The organism is Vreelandella aquamarina (assembly GCF_044805175.1).
Taxonomy (GTDB): Bacteria; Pseudomonadota; Gammaproteobacteria; order Pseudomonadales; family Halomonadaceae; genus Vreelandella; species Vreelandella aquamarina_B.
In genome coordinates, this window is the sequence record NZ_CP085232.1 from 2655763 (window position 1) to 2673137 (window position 17375).

Annotated in this window: 12 protein-coding genes; 8 read left to right on the forward strand and 4 right to left on the reverse strand. The window is 59.2% G+C overall.

What is annotated here, in order from left to right:
* Window positions 1-53: 53 nt before the first annotated feature.
* Together LG300_RS12385 and LG300_RS12390 are read right to left on the reverse strand one after the other, a co-directional pair.
* Window positions 54-1517 carry an alanine/glycine:cation symporter family protein gene (locus LG300_RS12385; RefSeq protein ID WP_404375626.1) on the reverse strand — a complete coding sequence of 488 codons (1464 nt, stop codon included), beginning with the start codon at window positions 1515-1517 and terminating at the stop codon, window positions 54-56.
* 243 nt (window positions 1518-1760) lie between these two features.
* The gene (locus LG300_RS12390) at window positions 1761-3944 is read right to left on the reverse strand and encodes an OsmC domain/YcaO domain-containing protein (RefSeq protein WP_404375627.1); all 2184 of its coding nucleotides are present in this window, start codon (window positions 3942-3944) and stop codon (window positions 1761-1763) included.
* Between the two features lie 495 nt (window positions 3945-4439).
* Here LG300_RS12390 and LG300_RS12395 point away from each other — a divergent pair, with 495 nt between their 5' ends.
* Entirely contained in the window at window positions 4440-5243 is an 804-nt protein-coding gene (locus tag LG300_RS12395; protein WP_404375628.1) for a helix-turn-helix domain-containing protein, read from the forward strand.
* Between the two features lie 11 nt (window positions 5244-5254).
* Here LG300_RS12395 and LG300_RS12400 read toward each other — a convergent pair whose 3' ends face one another.
* Window positions 5255-5842 carry a TetR family transcriptional regulator C-terminal domain-containing protein gene (locus LG300_RS12400; RefSeq protein ID WP_404375629.1) on the reverse strand — a complete coding sequence of 196 codons (588 nt, stop codon included), beginning with the start codon at window positions 5840-5842 and terminating at the stop codon, window positions 5255-5257.
* A gap of 213 nt (window positions 5843-6055) precedes the next feature.
* Between LG300_RS12400 and LG300_RS12405 the strand changes: the two genes are divergently transcribed.
* Genes LG300_RS12405 through LG300_RS12420 form a run of 4 tightly spaced genes read left to right on the forward strand, consistent with a single transcriptional unit; the run spans window position 6056 to window position 12549 of the window.
* Window positions 6056-7261 (forward strand): efflux RND transporter periplasmic adaptor subunit, encoded by a 1206-nt coding sequence (locus LG300_RS12405; RefSeq protein WP_404375630.1) that lies wholly within the window; start codon window positions 6056-6058, stop codon window positions 7259-7261.
* The gene (locus tag LG300_RS12410; protein ID WP_404375631.1) at window positions 7258-10359 is read left to right on the forward strand and encodes an efflux RND transporter permease subunit; all 3102 of its coding nucleotides are present in this window, start codon (window positions 7258-7260) and stop codon (window positions 10357-10359) included. Before LG300_RS12405 ends, LG300_RS12410 begins: the two co-directional genes overlap by 4 nt.
* On the forward strand, window positions 10356-11780 hold the full coding sequence (locus LG300_RS12415) for an ATP-binding protein (RefSeq protein ID WP_404375632.1): 1425 nt from the start codon (window positions 10356-10358) through the stop codon (window positions 11778-11780). The genes LG300_RS12410 and LG300_RS12415 overlap by 4 nt, the downstream gene beginning before the upstream one ends.
* A 22-nt stretch (window positions 11781-11802) precedes the next feature.
* On the forward strand, window positions 11803-12549 hold the full coding sequence (locus tag LG300_RS12420) for a response regulator (protein WP_404375633.1): 747 nt from the start codon (window positions 11803-11805) through the stop codon (window positions 12547-12549).
* Window positions 12550-12556: 7 nt separating this feature from the next.
* Here LG300_RS12420 and LG300_RS12425 read toward each other — a convergent pair whose 3' ends face one another.
* Window positions 12557-13474, reverse strand: a complete 918-nt coding sequence (locus tag LG300_RS12425) for an alpha/beta hydrolase fold domain-containing protein (protein ID WP_404375634.1) — start codon at window positions 13472-13474, stop codon at window positions 12557-12559.
* Between the two features lie 174 nt (window positions 13475-13648).
* Here LG300_RS12425 and LG300_RS12430 point away from each other — a divergent pair, with 174 nt between their 5' ends.
* The 3 genes from LG300_RS12430 (at window position 13649) to LG300_RS12440 (ending at window position 17354) form a co-directional block, all read left to right on the forward strand.
* On the forward strand, window positions 13649-14077 hold the full coding sequence (locus tag LG300_RS12430) for a hypothetical protein (RefSeq protein ID WP_404375635.1): 429 nt from the start codon (window positions 13649-13651) through the stop codon (window positions 14075-14077).
* A 206-nt stretch (window positions 14078-14283) separates the two neighbouring features.
* Window positions 14284-16332: a choline BCCT transporter BetT gene (betT, locus tag LG300_RS12435; protein ID WP_404375636.1), complete on the forward strand. Its 2049-nt coding sequence runs from the start codon at window positions 14284-14286 to the stop codon at window positions 16330-16332.
* Window positions 16333-16484: 152 nt separating this feature from the next.
* A complete protein-coding gene (locus LG300_RS12440; protein ID WP_404375637.1) occupies window positions 16485-17354 on the forward strand; it encodes a SulP family inorganic anion transporter in 870 nt (289 codons plus the stop codon).
* Window positions 17355-17375: the final 21 nt, after the last annotated feature.

Consider the following 17375-nt stretch of genomic DNA (forward strand, 5'->3'; position numbering starts at 1 on the left):
CGCTCCTTATCGTAGGTACAGTCGTATCGACAGTCGCGTGAACCGAGACGAACTTACTTCGCCGGCGCGCTTTCCAGGCGCTGCTTCAGCGCTTCGACCTCTTCTGGCTCCAGTTCCCACGCTTTGGGGTCCAGGTCGAGATCCGGGTGCTGATTAGCGTCGAAAATCGGCTGTTTGATGCCCTGACGGCGCTGGCTATCGAAATCGTTCATGATACGCAGGCCGCACTTGAACAGCAGAATCAGCGCTACGAGGTTCACCACCGCCAAGAGGCCCATGGTCACGTCGGCAAAGCCGAACACGGTGCCTAGATCCGTGGTCGCGCCCCAGCACACCAGCAGAACAATCGCCACGCGGAAGGCGTTGAACAGGTTCTGGTTATCGCGACTGAAGAAGTTCAGGCTGTTCTCGCCCAGGTAGTAGTTGTAAAGAATGGTGCTAAAGGCAAACAGCAGCAGCGCCAAACTCACAAAGGTACGGCCCCACTCGCCCACGTGATCTGCCAGGGCAGCCTGGGTCAGCGCGATCCCTTCTACGCCCGCCCCGGCGGCCGGGTCATACACGCCGCTGAGCAGAATTAAAAACGCCGTGGCCGAGCAGATAATCACCGTATCGATAAACACCGAGAACGCCTGCACGATGCCCTGGTTGGCCGGGTGCGGCACGTAGGCAACGGCGGCCACATTGGGCGCACTGCCCAGGCCCGCTTCGTTGGAGAACAGGCCGCGCTTCAAGCCCATCATGATGGCCGCGCCAATACCGCCGCCCACTAGCGGCTCCAGGCCAAATGCGCTCTTCACGATCAGCGCGATCACGCCAGGAATCTCAGTGATGTTCAACGCAATGACCAGCAGCGCCACCGCGATGTAGCCTACGGCCATAAATGGCACCAGGAATTCAGAAATGCGGGCAATACGCTTGATACCGCCAAAGATAATCAACCCCACCAGCATGGCCAGCGCGATACCGCTGTACAGCACCGGCACGCCAAAGGCGTCGCCAAACGACGTGGCAACGGCATAGGACTGCAGGGCCGTAAAGGCAAAGCCGAAGGTAATCAGCAGCAGCACCGAGTAGAACGCCGCCAGCCAGCGCCACTGCTTGCCCAGGCCTTTCACGATGTAGTACGCCGGGCCGCCACGGTAGGTGCCGTCGCCTTCGGCCTCTTTATAGGTTTGCGCCAGCGTACACTCCAGAAAGCTGGTGGCCATACCCATCAGGCCCACCAGCCACATCCAAAAAATTGCCCCAGGGCCGCCCAGCGTAATCGCCACGGCCACACCGGCAATATTGCCGCCGCCCACACGGCCAGCCACCGATAGCACCAGCGCCTGGAAGGAGCTTAAGTGGCCGTGCTGATTACGCTTAAAGGCTTGTCCTGTGCCCAGGATGCGAAACATTTCACCGAAATAGCGAAACTGCACAAAGCGGGAGGCAACGGTAAAACCGATCCCCACCCCCACCAGTAGAACGAGTAGGACCTTCCCCCAGAGGAGGTCATTGAGCATATCGAGCATGGGATACTCTCCGCGTTATTGTTTAGCGTTATGTTAGAAGTTGCGTCGTTAACGACCGCGTCTTTTTGCTATTCAGGTGCGCGAAGAGTGTTGTACCAAGCCAAGCATGGAATGAAATTTGGCGCAGCGGTGCAGTTGGTTGCACTCACTGCACCAATCACTGCACCAGAGTGCACCACATAAAAAAACGGTGCGGGCCATTGAAGGCCACGCACCGTTGTTGTTGCTAACCGATAACCGCCGTTAGATGCCCGCTTTTGCCGCTCGCGCTGCGTGCAGCTTCTTGTAGCTTTCGATCAGGCGCTGGTGGCGATCCAAGCCCTCCAACTGCATATTGGTGGGCGTGAGGCCGTGGAAACGTACGCTGCCGTTTACTGAACCCACGACCGCCTCCATAGTCGCTTCGCCGAACATGCGCTTGAAGTTGGGCAGGTAGTCATCCAGCTCCAATTCGTCGTCCAGCTCAATCTCCAACACCGCGTTCACCGCTTGGTAGAACAGGCCGCGTTCAACAGTGTTGTCGTTGTACTGGAGGAACATCTGCACGCAGTCCAGCGCCTCTTCGTGGCGGCCAAGCGCCAGATACACCAGCAGTTTCAGCTCCAGAATGGTCAGTTGGCCCCACACGGTGTTCTCATCGAACTCGATACCAATCAAGGTGATGATATCCGCATGGTCGTCCATCTGGCTCTCTTCCAAGCGCTCGACGAGATCAGTGAGCTGGTCGTCATCCAGGCGATGCAGGTTGAGAATATCTTCGCGGTAATCCAGCGCCTTATTGGTGTTGTCCCAAATTAGGTCTTCAATGGGGTACACCTCGGAGTAGCCAGGTACCAGAATGCGGCATACCGGCGCACCCAGGTCTTCATGCACCGCCATGTACACTTCCGCGCCCAGCTCTTCGAAAATACCGAACAGGGTCTCGGCTTCCTCTTCGTTGCTGCCAGAGAAGTCCCACTCGCTGAACTCGAAGTCAGGCTTGGCACTGAAGAAGCGCCAGGAGACCACGCCCACCGAGTCGATGAAGTGCTCGACGAAGTTGTTGGGCTCAGAAACAGTCTGCGAGTTGAAGGTTGGCAGCGGCAGGTCGTTCAAGCCTTCGAAGCTGCGGCCTTGGAGCAGCTCGGTCAAGCTGCGCTCCAGCGCTACTTCAAAGCTTGGGTGGGCACCGAAGGAGGCAAACACGCCGCCGGTACGCGGGTTCATCAGCGTCACGCACATGACCGGGAACTGCCCACCCATGGAGGCATCCTTCACCAGCACGGGGAAGCCCTGGGCTTCCAGGGCGTTAATGCCCTCGACAATGCTCGGGTACTTGGCCAGCACTTCTTGCGGTACGTCGGGCAGCGTCAATTCCTGTTCGAGGATCTCCCGCTTCACCGCCCGCTCGAAAATTTCTGAGAGGCACTGCACCTGGGCTTCCACCAGGGTGTTGCCCGCGCTCATGCCGTTGCTGAGGAACAGGTTTTCGATCAGATTGGACGGGAAGTAGACCGTTTCGCCATCGCTTTGGCGCACAAACGGCAGCGAGACAATGCCACGATCTTCACGACCCGAGTTGGTATCGATCAGGTGCGAGCCGCACAGCTCGCCTTCCGGGTTGTAAATCGCCAGGCAGTGCTCATCGAGAATCCCTTCCGGCAGCTCGTCATTCGGCCCTGGCTTGAACCACTTCTCGTTGGGGTAGTGAACGAATTCGCTGTTCGCGATCTCTTCACCGAAGAACTGATCGTTGTAGAAGAAGTTGCAGCTCAGGCGCTCGATAAACTCGCCCAGCGCCGAGCAGAGCGCGCTCTCTTTGGTCGCGCCCTTGCCGTTGGTAAAGCACATGGGCGAGGCTGCATCGCGGATATGCAGCGACCACACGTGGGGCACGATATTGCGCCAGGAGGCGATCTCAATCTTCATGCCGAGGTCGGCAAGAATGCCGCTCATATTGGCGATGGTCTGCTCCAGCGGCAGGTCTTTGCCTTCGATGTAGGTGCAGCTACCTTCCGGCGCGCCCATCAGTAGCGCCTGGGCGTCTTCGTCGATGTTCTCGACCACTTCGATCTGGAACTCAGGGCCGGTCTGGACGACTTTTTTCACCGTACAGCGGTCGATGGAGCGCAGAATGCCTTCGCGGTCTTTTTCCGAAATATCTTCCGGCAGCTCGACCTGGATTTTGAAAATCTGCTTGTAGCGGTTTTCTGGGTCAACGATGTTGTTTTGCGACAGGCGAATGTTCTCGGTGGGAATATTACGCGCGTTGCAGTACACCTTGACGAAGTAAGCGGCACACATGGCCGATGACGCCAGGAAGTAGTCAAACGGGCCGGGAGCCGAGCCGTCGCCTTTATAGCGAATCGGCTGGTCGGAGATGACCGTAAAATCGTCGAACTTGGACTCCAGGCGGAGGTTGTCGAGATAGTTAACTTTGATTTCCATAAGCGGGCGTCCGGAGTAATGAGTGTGCCTGAGCGCCAGCGCTTCAGGCGAATGGCGGCCATTATCCAGTTTTTTACCCGCTTCGTCTTGGGTAGTCGCTTGAATCGCTTATTGCGGCTCCAGTAAGAACGGCAGCGCCTTCCCGTCTACCAGCGTGGCCACCTTGCGCCACTCACACAGGGCGTCGAAGCAGGCTTCGATTGCGCCTTGGGCGCCCACATCAGCTGGCCGTGAAGCAGCAGTGCCGGGGCGCTGCCGCCCATTCGATAGGCGATGACGCTTAGCGAGGTGCTCGGCACTGTCAATGCCGACAACCTAACGCGTGCTCACGCGCTGATTGAGAGCAACCGCACCGTGGGTAAGCTGGTGTTAGAGGGGTTCTAACCATGCACACCGCTTATTTTAAGCGGGTGTCAGGGGCGAGCCGTTGCACTCTTGGACGCAAGGCGGCACATTAGCCGCACCGCCACCGCCCAAGAGCCTTGAGTCTCGCCCATGCATGATGAATTTGTGGCCAATTTGCGCCTGCTGTGCAGTTACTACCCCTCCATTGCCGACGTGTGCCGTCGCCTGCCCATCAACCGGGCACAGTTCAACCGCTACCTCAGCGGACGCTACTACCCCAGCCATGCCGCGCTCCAGCGGATTTGCCACTTTTTTGGCGTCACGCCGGACGATATTACCCTTCCCCACCACGATTTTCGGGCGCTGGTACAAACTGGCCAGCTTAATGCCGAAACCGCGAGCACCTCGCTGCCCTGGCCCAACGCGCTAATTCAGCGCGGTAGCGAAGGCATGGAGCGCTATCTAGGGCGCTATTTCGAGCTTTATCACTCTATGTCGCGCCCCGGCTATTTAATGCGCACGCTGGTATGTTTGGAAGAGCGAGAAGGCGGTGTGGTGTATCAGCGCACCGAGCGAATGCAGGTGGTGCCGGGTAAGCGCCCCTGCCATAACCGCTATGTCGGGGCAGCGGTTAAGCTGGCCGACCGGCTGTTTTTGGTCGACCACGAAACCCTCAACGGCCACGAAATCACTCAGACCATTCTGTTTCCTAGCTTTCAGAGCCAAGTCACACGGTTAACGGGCCTGAAAATAGGCGTGGCGGATAACAGCGAGCGCATGCCCTGCTGCGTGCGGGTGGTTTATCAGCGTCTGGATGAGCAAATTAGCCTACGAGACGCGCTCTCTCAGTGCGGTTTGGTGGCACTGGATGATCCGTCGCTGGATGCCTCGCTGCTCGCCGCCGTAAACAACGACGTGCCCAGCGGGGATTACCACTTCCGCGCTCGCCATTGATGCATTGCCTGCTAACGTGGCACCAGCACTTGATCGAACAGAATAGCCTCAAAGTGTTCCATAGGGGCCACGGATTTGAGCGTTTTGGCCCGTAGAATCGCCCCTTCCCAACCGGAGAGAATAAAGCTGGCCAGCGCCTCGGGCGGGACGGCGTTATTAATCATGCCTTCGGCCTGGGCTTGGCTCAAGCAGGTCACAAAGCGTTTTTCCCAGCGCTGAAACACCAAGTTCAGGGCGTCGCGGAAGGTATCATTCTGGCCGGAGAGCTCCTGGCCAAGATTACCGATTAGGCAGCCGGTGGTGTGGTCGCAGTCCAGCATATAGGCACGCCCAGTCGCAAAATAGCGCCGCAGGCGCTCAAGGGGCGCTAGAGAAGTGTCTTCCAGCAGTGCAGCTAGATCCGCATCGTACTGATCAGCGAAACGTTCAATCACCGCTAGACCAAAATCCTCTTTACTGGAAAAGTAGTGATAAAACGAGCCTTTGGGGACACCGCAGGTTTTTAGTACAGCATTAATACCCGTCGCGTTATAACCCTGCTGGGCTATCAGCTCGGCACCGGAATCAATGAGTTTGTCGCGGGTGGCGGTGTTTTTCATAACGTCATACAGACCAGGGGGCTATGGCTTTCACATGAATGATGGCAGCTATTACGTACTCCGTCAGCGCTTGGCAACAAAAATGCCGGCCACCTTGGGTTGCACGCTATTTGCACAAAGCTTACCTAATCACTGCTTGGGAATCGGTGATGCTAGCATGATACGCCATTTTTTCTGGAATTTTCGCTCTCAGCCAACGGATATCGCCCGTCCATGACCCCCTCTCGCTCTTACGCTCTCTCTCAGCAAGGTCGCATCGGCTTCGGTGCATTGGCAGCGCTGCTGGTGTTTGCCGGTGGTTTGGCGCTGGCGTGGTGGATCATCAGCCAGCCACCCCGGGTCGAGCGCCGCCCGCCGCCGCCGCCAACGCCGCCTGTGGTCGATGTCATTACCACGGAACAGCAGGTGCAATCCCCCACGCTCAACGGCTTTGGCCGCGTGGAGGCAGAGAAATTCACCGAGCTGGCCAGCCGCGTGGCAGGCCAGCTCGAGCGCTTTGGCGATAGCGTGCTGCCTGGCCGAGTAGTGGAGCAGGGCGAGCCAGTGGCCTACATCGACCAAGCCGACCTGCGTTTGGCATTGGAGGACGCTGAAGCCCAGCTGGCGAACGCCCAGGCGCAGCTCGCCTTAGAGCAGGCCGAGCAGCAGCGCGCCCGCAGCGAGTACGAATCCTTTGGCCGCCAGCTCAGCGCCGAACGCCGCGCGCTGGTACTGCGTGAACCGCAGCTGCGCCAAGCCCAAGCCCAACTGACCCAAGCCCGTGTGGTGCGCGACCAAGCCGCCCTCAACCTAGAGCGGGCGACCTTAACCGCCCCGTGGCGGGCCATGGTGCAGGAGCGGTTGGTGGGGGCTGGCAGCCTGTTGAGCCAGGGCACTGCCGTGGTGAGCCTGGTAGGCGTCGAGCAGTTTTGGGTGCGCGCCTCGCTGCCGGGCGAAACGCTGGATTGGCTTTCGCCAGGCGGTAGCGTCACGCTGACCAGCCAAGGCTGGCCAGAAGGTGCCTCTCGTGAGGGCACATTGCTCTCCATTTTGCCCAACCTCGAAGAGAATGGCCTGCAGGCCCAGCTGTTGATCTCTGTGGATGACCCACTGGCGCTCAACCAGGATGGCCCCGCCCTGCGCCTAGGCGATGTACTGCGTGTAGCCTTTCATACCACCGCCCAAGAACCGCTGATTGCCCTACCCTCGGCAGCGCTGCGCCCTGGCGAGCAAGTATGGTGGGTGGATGACGAGAACCGCCTCCAGCGCACCCAGGTCACTCTGGCCTATCGCGGCCAGGAGGAAGTGCTGGTACGTAGCGGTCTAGCACCCGGCCAGCGGGTGGTGATTGCTGGCCTTGCCCAGCCGCGGGAAGGCCAGGAAGTGCGGCTTCGCCAGCGTGGCGATACCCTCGCCCAGAATGAGGGAGCGGCGCAATGATGCGTAAAGGCCCGCTGGCGTGGATGGTGGATCACGGCGTTGCCCCCAACCTACTGATGGTGCTGTTTATCGTCGGCGGGTTAATGGCATCGCTGGCGATTAAGAAAGAGGTGTTTCCTGAATTCGAGATGGAAATCGTTCAGGTCACCATTAGCTACCCGGGTGCCACGCCCGAGGATGTGGAGCAGAGCCTGCTACTGCCGGTGGAGGCCGCGATTGCCGATGTCGAGGGCATCGACGAGCTGACCGCCAGCGCCAGCGAAGGCAGCGGCGTGGTGAGCGCCACGCTGATTGATGGTGTGGACGTGATGCGGGTGTATCAAGATATTCAGCAGTCCGTGAATGCTATCACCACCCTGCCCGCCGCTGCCGACCCACCCCGCTTCACCCTGGCAGGCCGCTCACGCAGCGTGGTCAGCCTTCAGGTGTATGGCAACGTGGGCTTGGCCGCGCTCCACGACGCCGCTGAAAACGTGCGCGCCGAGCTGCAGGCCACCAGCGGTATTTCCCGCGCGGAGCTTTCCGGCAACCGCGAGCGGGAAATCCAGGTTCATCTGGATGACGAGGCCATCGAGCGCTATGGGTTGGATCATCAACAGCTGGCCAGCCGCATTGCAGAAGAGGCGCTAGATTTAGCCAGTGGCCAGCTCACCACTGCGGAAGGCGAGTGGCTGATTCGCTACCAGGGGCGGCGCAACAGCGCCGAGGAGTTTGCCGAACTGCCCATCTTGACCACCGCCCAGGGCGCGCCCGTTATGCTCGGCGATATTGCCAGAGTGAGCGAAGGCTTTGCCGAAACCGACCGGGAGGAGTTTTACAACGGCCAGCCAGGACTATCGGTGGATGTGTATCAAATCGGCGACCAAACGCCCACGAGTATTTCCAATGCGGTTTACGGCGAGTTAGAGCGGCTGCGTGCCAACCTGCCCGATGGCATCAGCCTGGACGTTTCACGGGATAGCTCGGAAGTGTACGAAGACCGCCTCAGCCTGCTGCTGAAAAATGCCTGGATGGGCTTGGCGCTGGTACTGATCTTAATGGCGCTGTTTTTAGAGGCGCGGCTGGCCTTTTGGGTCACGCTCGGCATTCCCACGGCGTTTTTAGGAGCCATGCTGTTTCTGCCCTGGGTCGGCGTGTCACTCAATATGATGTCGATGTTTGCCTTTATCATCGCCCTCGGCATCGTGGTGGATGACGCCATCATGGTGGGCGAAAACATCTACAGCTACCGGGAGCAGGGCTACTCGCTGCGTGATGCGGCGGTCAAAGGCGCCCAGGAAATCGCCACCCCGCTGACCTTCGCGATTCTTTCTAATATCGTCGCGTTTCTACCACTGCTATTCCTGCCGGGCTTTTTGGGGCTGATTTTTGCCACTGTACCCGTGGTGGTGGTCACGGTGTTTATTATCTCGCTAGTGGAAGCGCTGTTTATTTTGCCCGCCCACTTGGCTCACGCCAGCAAGCCACGCCAAACGCCCGCCTGGCAGCGCCCCATCGAAGCGGTGCGCCTCAGTATGCAGCGCGGTTTGCATCACTTCACCTATCAACAGTTTGAGCCATTGCTACAGCGCGCACTCAACCAGCGCCTGCTGACCGTTTCCATTGGTGTCGCCATTCTCTGCGTGGCCCTGGCCTGGGCGATGAGTGGGCGATTGGGGTTCTCACTGATGCCACGGGTCGAATCGGATCAGGTGCAAGCCACCGTTACCTTGTCGATTGGCAGCCATATCAGCGTGAGCCGTGAGCTTAGCCAGCAGCTACTTGATGCCGCCGAACAGCTAAGCGAGCAGGAAGAGACGCTCACTTTCAGCAGCACCCGCAGCAGCCTAGATGGTGAAAGCCTGGAAGTACGCCTGGATATCGCGCCGGAAAGCCTGGATGCCTGGCCGCCGTCACGCATCGCCCGCGAGTGGCGGGATCTCACCGGGGATCTATTGGGCGCGCAGTCGGTACGCTTTGAGTCTGACGTTGGCGGGCCTGGTAGCGGCGCGGCGTTGAGTCTGCGCCTCTCCCACCCCAATACCCAAGTACTGGAAGCCGCCGCCGCCAGTTTGGCGGAACGGCTGGGGGAGTATGGCTTGACCGATATCGACAGTGGCCTGGGCGATGGCAAGCCGCAGCTAGAGATGCGCCTCTCCGCCGAAGGGCGCTCGCTGGGGCTGACCGGCAGCGACCTCGCCCAGGCGCTGCGGGGCCCGCTGCAAGGAGCCACAGCGGTGGAGCAGTTTATCGGCCGCCAGGAAGTAAGTGTGGAAGTGCGCCTGCCGGAGCAGTCGCGGAGCAGCCTTAGCGAGCTTTATCGCCTGCCGGTCAGAACCCCCGATGGAATGAGCGTGCCGCTCTCCCGCGTGGCGAACATCACCCTTAGCCAAGCCTCCAGTAGCCTGCAGCGTATTGATGGGCGGCGCATTATCACCGTCACCGCCGACTCAGAAGGCGACTTGGCGATTAACCAAGTGCTCGCCACCCTGCAAGAAGAGGTCTTTCCCACGCTCAGCAACACCTGGCCGGGGCTTGAAGTCAGCATGGGCGGCCGCCAGCAGGACACCGCTGACAACCTCGCCACCCTACGCACCGCCATGTGGCTAATGCTCGCGGCACTCTATGCGCTGCTGGCCATTCCGTTTAGAAGCTACCTGCAGCCGCTACTGGTGATGGCCGCAATCCCGTTTGGCATTGTCGGCGCGGTGGGCGGGCATATGCTGATGGGCTTTGGGCTGTCGATCATTAGCCTGTTAGGTATGCTGGCGCTCTCCGGCGTAGTGATTAACGATGCACTGGTGTTGATCGACTACGCTAATCGCAAGCGCCGGGAAGGCATGGCCCCCCGGGAAGCCATTGTGGCTGCCGCGACCCGCCGCCTGCGGCCGATTATGATGACCACGCTGACCACGTTCCTGGGGCTTGCGCCGATGATTCTGGAAACCTCACGCCAAGCGCGTTTTATGATTCCCATGGCGATTTCGCTAGGCTTTGGCATGCTCTTCGCCACCATGATTCTACTGCTAGTGGTGCCCTGCCTCTATTTGGGGCTGGAAAACCTGCGTGAACGGCTACGCACGCCACCTCAGCCCAACCAGCAGGGTGTGAGCCAATGAGTCGGTTGACCCAACTGCGCCAGTGGCGGCCCTCGCGGCTGGGGCTAAAGCTGTTTGTAGCGATTCTCAGCGTCAATGTTGCGATTGCCGCCAGCGTGTTTCTGGCGGTCTCTTACAGCATTGACCGCGGCTTTCTGGAGTATCTCAATCAGGCCCAGGAGCGGCGGGCCACGCTGCTCGCCGATGGACTGATTACCCGCTGGGAAACCCAGGGCGACTGGGCGTGGCTAAGGGCATCACCGGAGCGTTGGCCCTATATTGTACGATTCGAGCTAGGCCAGGAGCACCGCGACCGCCCCTCTACCCTCGGCGAAGCCCAAGATTTCGCCCTACGCGATAGCGAAGGCGACTACGTGGTGCCCCCCGTGGATGCACCACGCGGCTCGATGGGCTGGCGCTGGCTAACGTTGTATAGCGAGTTGACCCCAAGCGGCCAGCGGGAAGCCATCGGTACACTGGGGTTCCGCCCGCCGCAAGAGATGATGGAGCGCATGGAGAGCCGTTTTCTGGAGCGCCAGCAGCGCAATCTGGTACTCATTGTAATCTCACTCGGCCTTGCCTCGCTGCTGCTGGCGGGGGGGCTCTCCTGGTGGCTTGGACGACGCACCCGCGCCTTGGCCGGTGCTACGCTGCGCTTAACCGAAGGCGACTACCACACCCGCCTGCCAGAGCGTGGCAAAGATGAACTTTCCCGCCTTGCCCGGGATTTCAACGTGCTGGCCGCCACGCTAGAAGCCAGCCGTGAAGCCCGTGCTCGGTGGGTCTCGGACACCGCCCACGAGCTACGCACCCCGCTGGCCGTGCTGCGCGGTGAAATTGAGGCTATGCAGGATGGCATCCGCCCGCTGAACCAGGAAAACCTGGGCTCACTGGCCCAGGAAGTGGCCCAGTTAGAGCGCTTGGTGGCGGACCTACGCCTACTTTCCCAAAGCGATGCAGGTGCACTGGATATCCAGCTTGCCCCCATGAACCTAAGCGAGAGCCTGGCGAGCCGCCTAAGCGATGCCGACCGCTGGTTGAAAGAGAGTGGCCTCACTCTCACCACCACCCTGGCCGACAACGTGATGATTCGCGGCGACGCTCAGCGGCTGCGCCAGCTGTGGAGCAACCTGCTGGATAACAGCTGCGCCTATACCCAGCCGCCTGGACAACTGAACGTTTCCCTTACCTGCGAGCGGAGCGAAGCAGTGATTACCTGGCAGGATAGCGCCCCAGGCGTTCCCGAGGAGGAGCTGTCCCGGCTGACCGAGCGTCTTTATCGTGTGGAAGGCTCCCGCAGCCGCGCCAGCGGCGGCAGCGGCTTGGGTCTCTCCATTGCCAGCGCGCTGGTCACGGCCCATGGCGGCACGCTCACCCCCAGCGCTTCGACGCTTGGCGGCTTGACCTGGACCCTACGGTTTCCGCTGTTAACCGCCTCTTAACCAAACCCTAAGAGAGCTGACTATGTCTCAGAGTGCTTCACATCTCGACACATTACCCCAAGATGGCTTACCCCAGGATGCTTCCCTATTAATTGTTGAGGACGAGCCCAAAATCGCTCGGTTAATGGCCGACTACCTGCAAAGCAATAACTTTACCCCGACCATTATCAGCCACGGCAGCGAGGTCATGCCCTGGCTTACCCAACACGCCACGTCCTTGGTGCTGCTCGACGTGATGCTGCCGGGTAAGGATGGCCTAACGCTCTGCCGGGAAATCCGCCAACAGTGGCCAACGCTGCCGATCATCATGGTGACCGCCAAGGTGGAAGAGGTAGACCGACTACTGGGGCTTGAGCTGGGCGCGGATGATTACATCTGCAAACCCTTCAGCCCCCGTGAAGTGGTGGCGCGAGTAAAGGCCGTGCTGCGCAGAAGCCATGCCGCTGCCCAAGGCGAGGCCCCAACCACTGCCAAGCACACCCCGGTCACGCTAGATGAAGAGGGCTGGCAGGCGCTCGCCAACGGTCACGATTTGGGCCTGACCGCCGTGGAGTTTCAGCTGTTACGCGTTATGATGCAGTCACCCGGGCGCATCTTCAGCCGCGAACAGTTGATGGATCATATGTACCGCGACAACCGCATCGTCTCGGAGCGCACGGTTGATAGCCATATTAAGAAGCTGCGTAAAAAAATCACCGAAGCCCTCCCCGACCAAGAGATTATTCGCTCGGTCTATGGGGTGGGCTATAAATACCAGCCCGAGGGGTAAGGGCCGCTTACTCAGGCTGTACGTGGCGGTTCAAAAACGCAATGCCCGCTTCAATGGCACTGCCGCGTAGCAAGAAACTGGTGAAATGACCCCGGCCGCGCTGAAGGTACAGCTCGCTGGGAATGCCCTGGGCCTTTAGCGCTGCGTAGAAGTCGGTGGCGTGGTCAACCGGCACAAGCTGATCCCAGCTGCCGTGAAACAGAAAAAACGGCGGCGCGTTCGCGGTGATTTGCCGTGCTGGGGATGCCAATGCATAGGCTTCAGGCCGCTCGGCTCGGGTGCCGCCAATAAAATCAACGACTAGGCGGCCATCGTTAAATTTCAGCAGGTCGCTGGGCAGCCCGCCTGCGACCACCGCTGCCAAGCGGGCGTGTTCGCCGCCATAGGGTTCTGCCAGCGGGCCTTCACTGCCTGCAAGCGCCAGCAGGCTGACCAAGTGTGCACCGGAGGAAAACCCCACGCCGACAATGCGGTCGGTATCGACCTGCCAAGCGGCGGCGTTACTGTGTATCCAGGCCATGGCCTGCTGTAAATCATGCAGCTGCGTGGGGAAGCGGTACTCTGGTGCAAAGCGGTGCTCGATATTCATCGTGACATACCCTTGGGCCGCTAGCTGTTCAGCAATGCCTTCCATATCTTCCGGCCCACGGTTGCGCCAGCCTCCACCATGTACCACCAGTGCGGCAGGGCGCAGTCCCTCACTTTGCGACTCGGGTAGCAACACGTGGGCACGTAAGGCTTCGGGCCAGTTGTCAGGCGTATAGCGCTGGGGAGCAAGGCGGGTAAACGGTTGAGGTTCGCGAAGCTCGCTCTGCTCAATGGCAGGTGCCCCCTGGCTTACTTGGTGGGTGGTGCCACAGCCGCTCAGTAGCAAGGCCAAGGTGCCAAGGCTCACGAATCGGCGTAGGCCACTTAAATCTGGCATGCTTATCTCCTTTTAGACGATAGGTCATGATTCCCCTCACCGATACCTGCCTCCGCGACCCTGTGCTCTCTTTGAGAAGGTCACGGTTGTTGCACACTTTGTGCAAACGTTTTACACCAAGCCCGTAAATACTGACATCGTCAAACGATCATATATTCATCCATGAGGTATGCCATGAAGATGTCACTCCGCCAACTGTTTGCCCCAGCTCTGCTTGCGGTTGCTCTTACGCCGTTAGCGTTTGCCGCCCAGGCAGGCCATCATGAACATGAAGGCCAGAGAATGAATCGTGAAGCCATGATGGAGCGCATGGAAGAGCGTCGCCAAGCCGTTTATCAACGTGCAGGCTTGAGCGAAGAGCAGCAAGCTGCATTGAACGAAGCCCATGCTCAGCACCGTGAAGCCGTTCTGGCACTGCGTGAAGAGCATCAGGCACGCGTGGCCGAGATCCTCTCGGAAGAGGAGCAGCAGGCGCTGCGTGATGCCATGCACGAAATGCACGTGGAATACCGCCAGGAGCATGGCCATAGTGGCCACGGCAAGCGCGGCTACCATAGCGACTCAGCCAATGAAATGGACGCCGAAGAAGCCGCTGTAGAGTAAGCGTTTATTTAGCGTCGAACACGCCCCAAGCGCCCAGCCTAGCTGGGCGCGTTTGTTTCTATACTCCGTTATTGCGCCCACCGCCCCTCTTCTGTGCTTTCCCTATTGGCTTGAAGTAAACCCATAAACCGCGTATTTTATTTGAACGTTCATTTAAAAATAAAGAATTTTCCCTATTCTTGTCTTAACAACAGGAGTCCGCCTCCATGGCGAAAGACAATCCCACCCTCCCCTCACGAGACCGCCTGAACCCCGTGGTCTTCCACGGCAGCGTCGCGGGTATTCTCGTATTCTTAATCATGACGATGCTGTTCACTGAACAAGCAGGCGCTTTCTTCGATGCAGGCCTTGCCTGGGTGAGCAAAACTTTTGGCTGGTACTACATGTTGGCGATTGTGGCGTATCTGGTATTCGTCATGCTCATCGGTATGTCCCGCTATGGCAGCATCCGCCTGGGGCCAGACCACTCACGCCCAGAGTTCTCGCTGCTGTCTTGGTCGGCCATGCTGTTTGCCGCAGGCATTGGCATTGACCTTTTGTTTTTCAGCGTTGCCGAGCCGGTTGCCCACTATCTGGCACCGCCCGACCTAACTCCTGAAAGCCAAGAGGCCATGCGTAACGCCGTGGTTCAAACCTATTTGCACTGGGGGCTTTCCGGTTGGGGCCTGTACGTGCTGATGGGCATGGCGCTGGCCTACTTCAGCTACCGCCACCGCTTGCCGCTGGCCATTCGCAGTGCGCTCTACCCGCTACTGGGCAAGCGTATTCACGGCCCGATTGGTAACGCAGTGGATATCACCGCCGTTATCTCTACCGTGTTCGGTATTGCCACCAGCCTAGGCATCGGGGTGATTCAGCTGAACTACGGCTTGAACTATATGTTCGACGTGCCGGAAACCCTGACGGTCCAGGTGATTTTGATCGTGCTGGTGGTCGTGCTCGCCACCATCTCGGTGGTGACCGGCGTTGAGAAAGGCATCCGCCGTCTCTCCGAGTTCAACATGCTGTTGGCCCTGGCGCTGATGCTGTTCGTGCTCTTCTCCGGCGACACCCTGGTACTGCTGGATAAAGTGGTCAACAACGCAGGCGACTACCTCTCTGGCTTCGTCGCTGCCAGCTTCGACACCTACGCCTTTGCCGATGAAGGCGCCCAAGAGTGGAAAATGTGGTGGACCATCTTCTTCTGGGGCTGGTGGATCGCCTGGACGCCCTTCGTGGGATTGTTCCTGGCGCGCATTTCCCGTGGCCGTACTATTCGTCAGTTTGTTGCCGGCGCGCTGTTTATTCCGCTGTCGTTCATGATGGTATGGATGTCAATTTTCGGTAATAGCGGCATCGAGCTGGTCGCTAACCAGGGCGTTGTCGAACTGGGTGAGCAGGCGCTGAATTCGCCGCAAACCACGCTCTATACGCTGCTGGAGTACTACCCCTATGTGGGCATTACCGCCGCCGTGGTGACCGTGCTAGGCATTGTGTTCTTTATTACCTCGGCAGACTCCGGTGCGCTGGTACTAGCCAACTTCACCTCGATCTTGAGCGACGTGAACCACGATGCGCCAGTGAAACTGCGTATCTTCTGGTCGGCGGTGATTGGCCTGATTACCGTTGCCTTACTGATGGCGGGCGGCTTGAACGCCCTGCAAAGTGCCGTTGTCATTACCGCGCTGCCCTTCTCAGTGGTGATCTTCGCCATTATGGTGGGCACTTACAAAGCGCTGAAGCTGGAAGGTAGCAAAGCCGACGCACGCCGTATGATTGCCGGTGGAGCCCCCGGTGGCGACTGGCGGGAGCGTTTGGATCGCGCACTGGACACCTCCAACCGCGCAGGTGCCGCAGCCACCATTAAGCACTCGATTCGCCCCGCGATGACGCAGTTTGCCCAAGAGCTGGAGAGCCGCGGCCAAACCGCTAACGTCACTGAAGAGCAGGTCGAGGGTGAATCCCTGCCTAACCTAATGCTGCAGGTTGAATTTGGCGACGCCACCAGCTTTGTTTATCAGGTCTGCCCGCACCGTATGCGGACACCCAGCTTTATCCCCGCAGACGATGACTTCTACGTGCGCCTGGATGTGTACCTTGCCGAAGGCGGCCAGGAAAAAGACCTGAATGGCTACACCCGCGGTCAGGTGATTGGTGACTTGGTGGCCGAGTACGAACGCCACCTGCACTTCCTCACCCTGGCGGGCCAACAGATGGGCCATGTACAGGCCATGCCCGGCACCATCGGAGAGCCGCCGGAAGACGCGCAGATGTAGCGGCATCAGCATTTAAACTGCAAACACAATCCCGGCCTGCGTGCCGGGATTTTTGTGCGAGCACAACGCCGCGACTAACGCCTTGTTGTGAGAATCCAAGAGCAGGAGTAGCGTAATAGCTTGTTTTCCCTCTCACTTAGGAGGTTTGCCCCATGTCCCGCAACCATCGCTCCTCGGGATATGTGCTCCCGATGCCAGGCAGTGCACTATTCAGCGCTTGGCGTGAAGGGTATACGCTGGGCAAATTGAAGCGCGATATAATGGCGGGGCTAACAATAGGCGTGGTCGCCGTACCACTTTCCATGGCATTAGCGATTGCCACGGGAGTGCCACCCCAACACGGGCTTTACACCGCTATTGTCGCGGGTGCCGTGATTGCGCTAACCGGCGGGTCTCGGTTTAACATCTCAGGCCCTACCGCGGCTTTCGTGGTTATTCTCTTTCCTATTGTCGCCCAGCATGGCTTGGGCGGGCTGCTCATCGCCACGTTAATGGCAGGCGCTATTTTGGTGGCGCTCGGGCTTTCCCGGCTAGGCAGCTTGATTCAGTACGTTCCCTACCCGGTGATTCTTGGCTTCACCGCAGGCATCGGCGTGGTGATTGCGCTGCTGCAACTACCTGACTTTCTCGGTTTAAGCGGCGTCGCACTCGGCGACAGCACCCTACATAATCTCGTGTTGATTGGCCAAGCGCTGCCGACGTTGTCGGTAGCAGAAATCAGTGTAGGGCTTGTCACGTTGTCAGCGCTGTTAACGTGGCCACGCTTAAAAACGCCGGTTCCCGCACCGCTGGTTGGCTTAGCTGTGGGCACGCTGGCCGCCACGCTATTACTGTGGGGCGGCATCGAAGTAGATACCATCGCCTCGCGCTTTAGCTGGGAGTTCGAGGGTGAAAGCGGCACCGGCATCCCCCCTTTCGCGCCCAGCTTTACCGCGCCCTGGCATTTTCCGGGGGCAGACGGCACACCACTTGAGATCAACTTTGCCCTGATTGAACCCTACGACGATTCATTCCAAGAATAGAATCGCGGATTCTTACCCCTC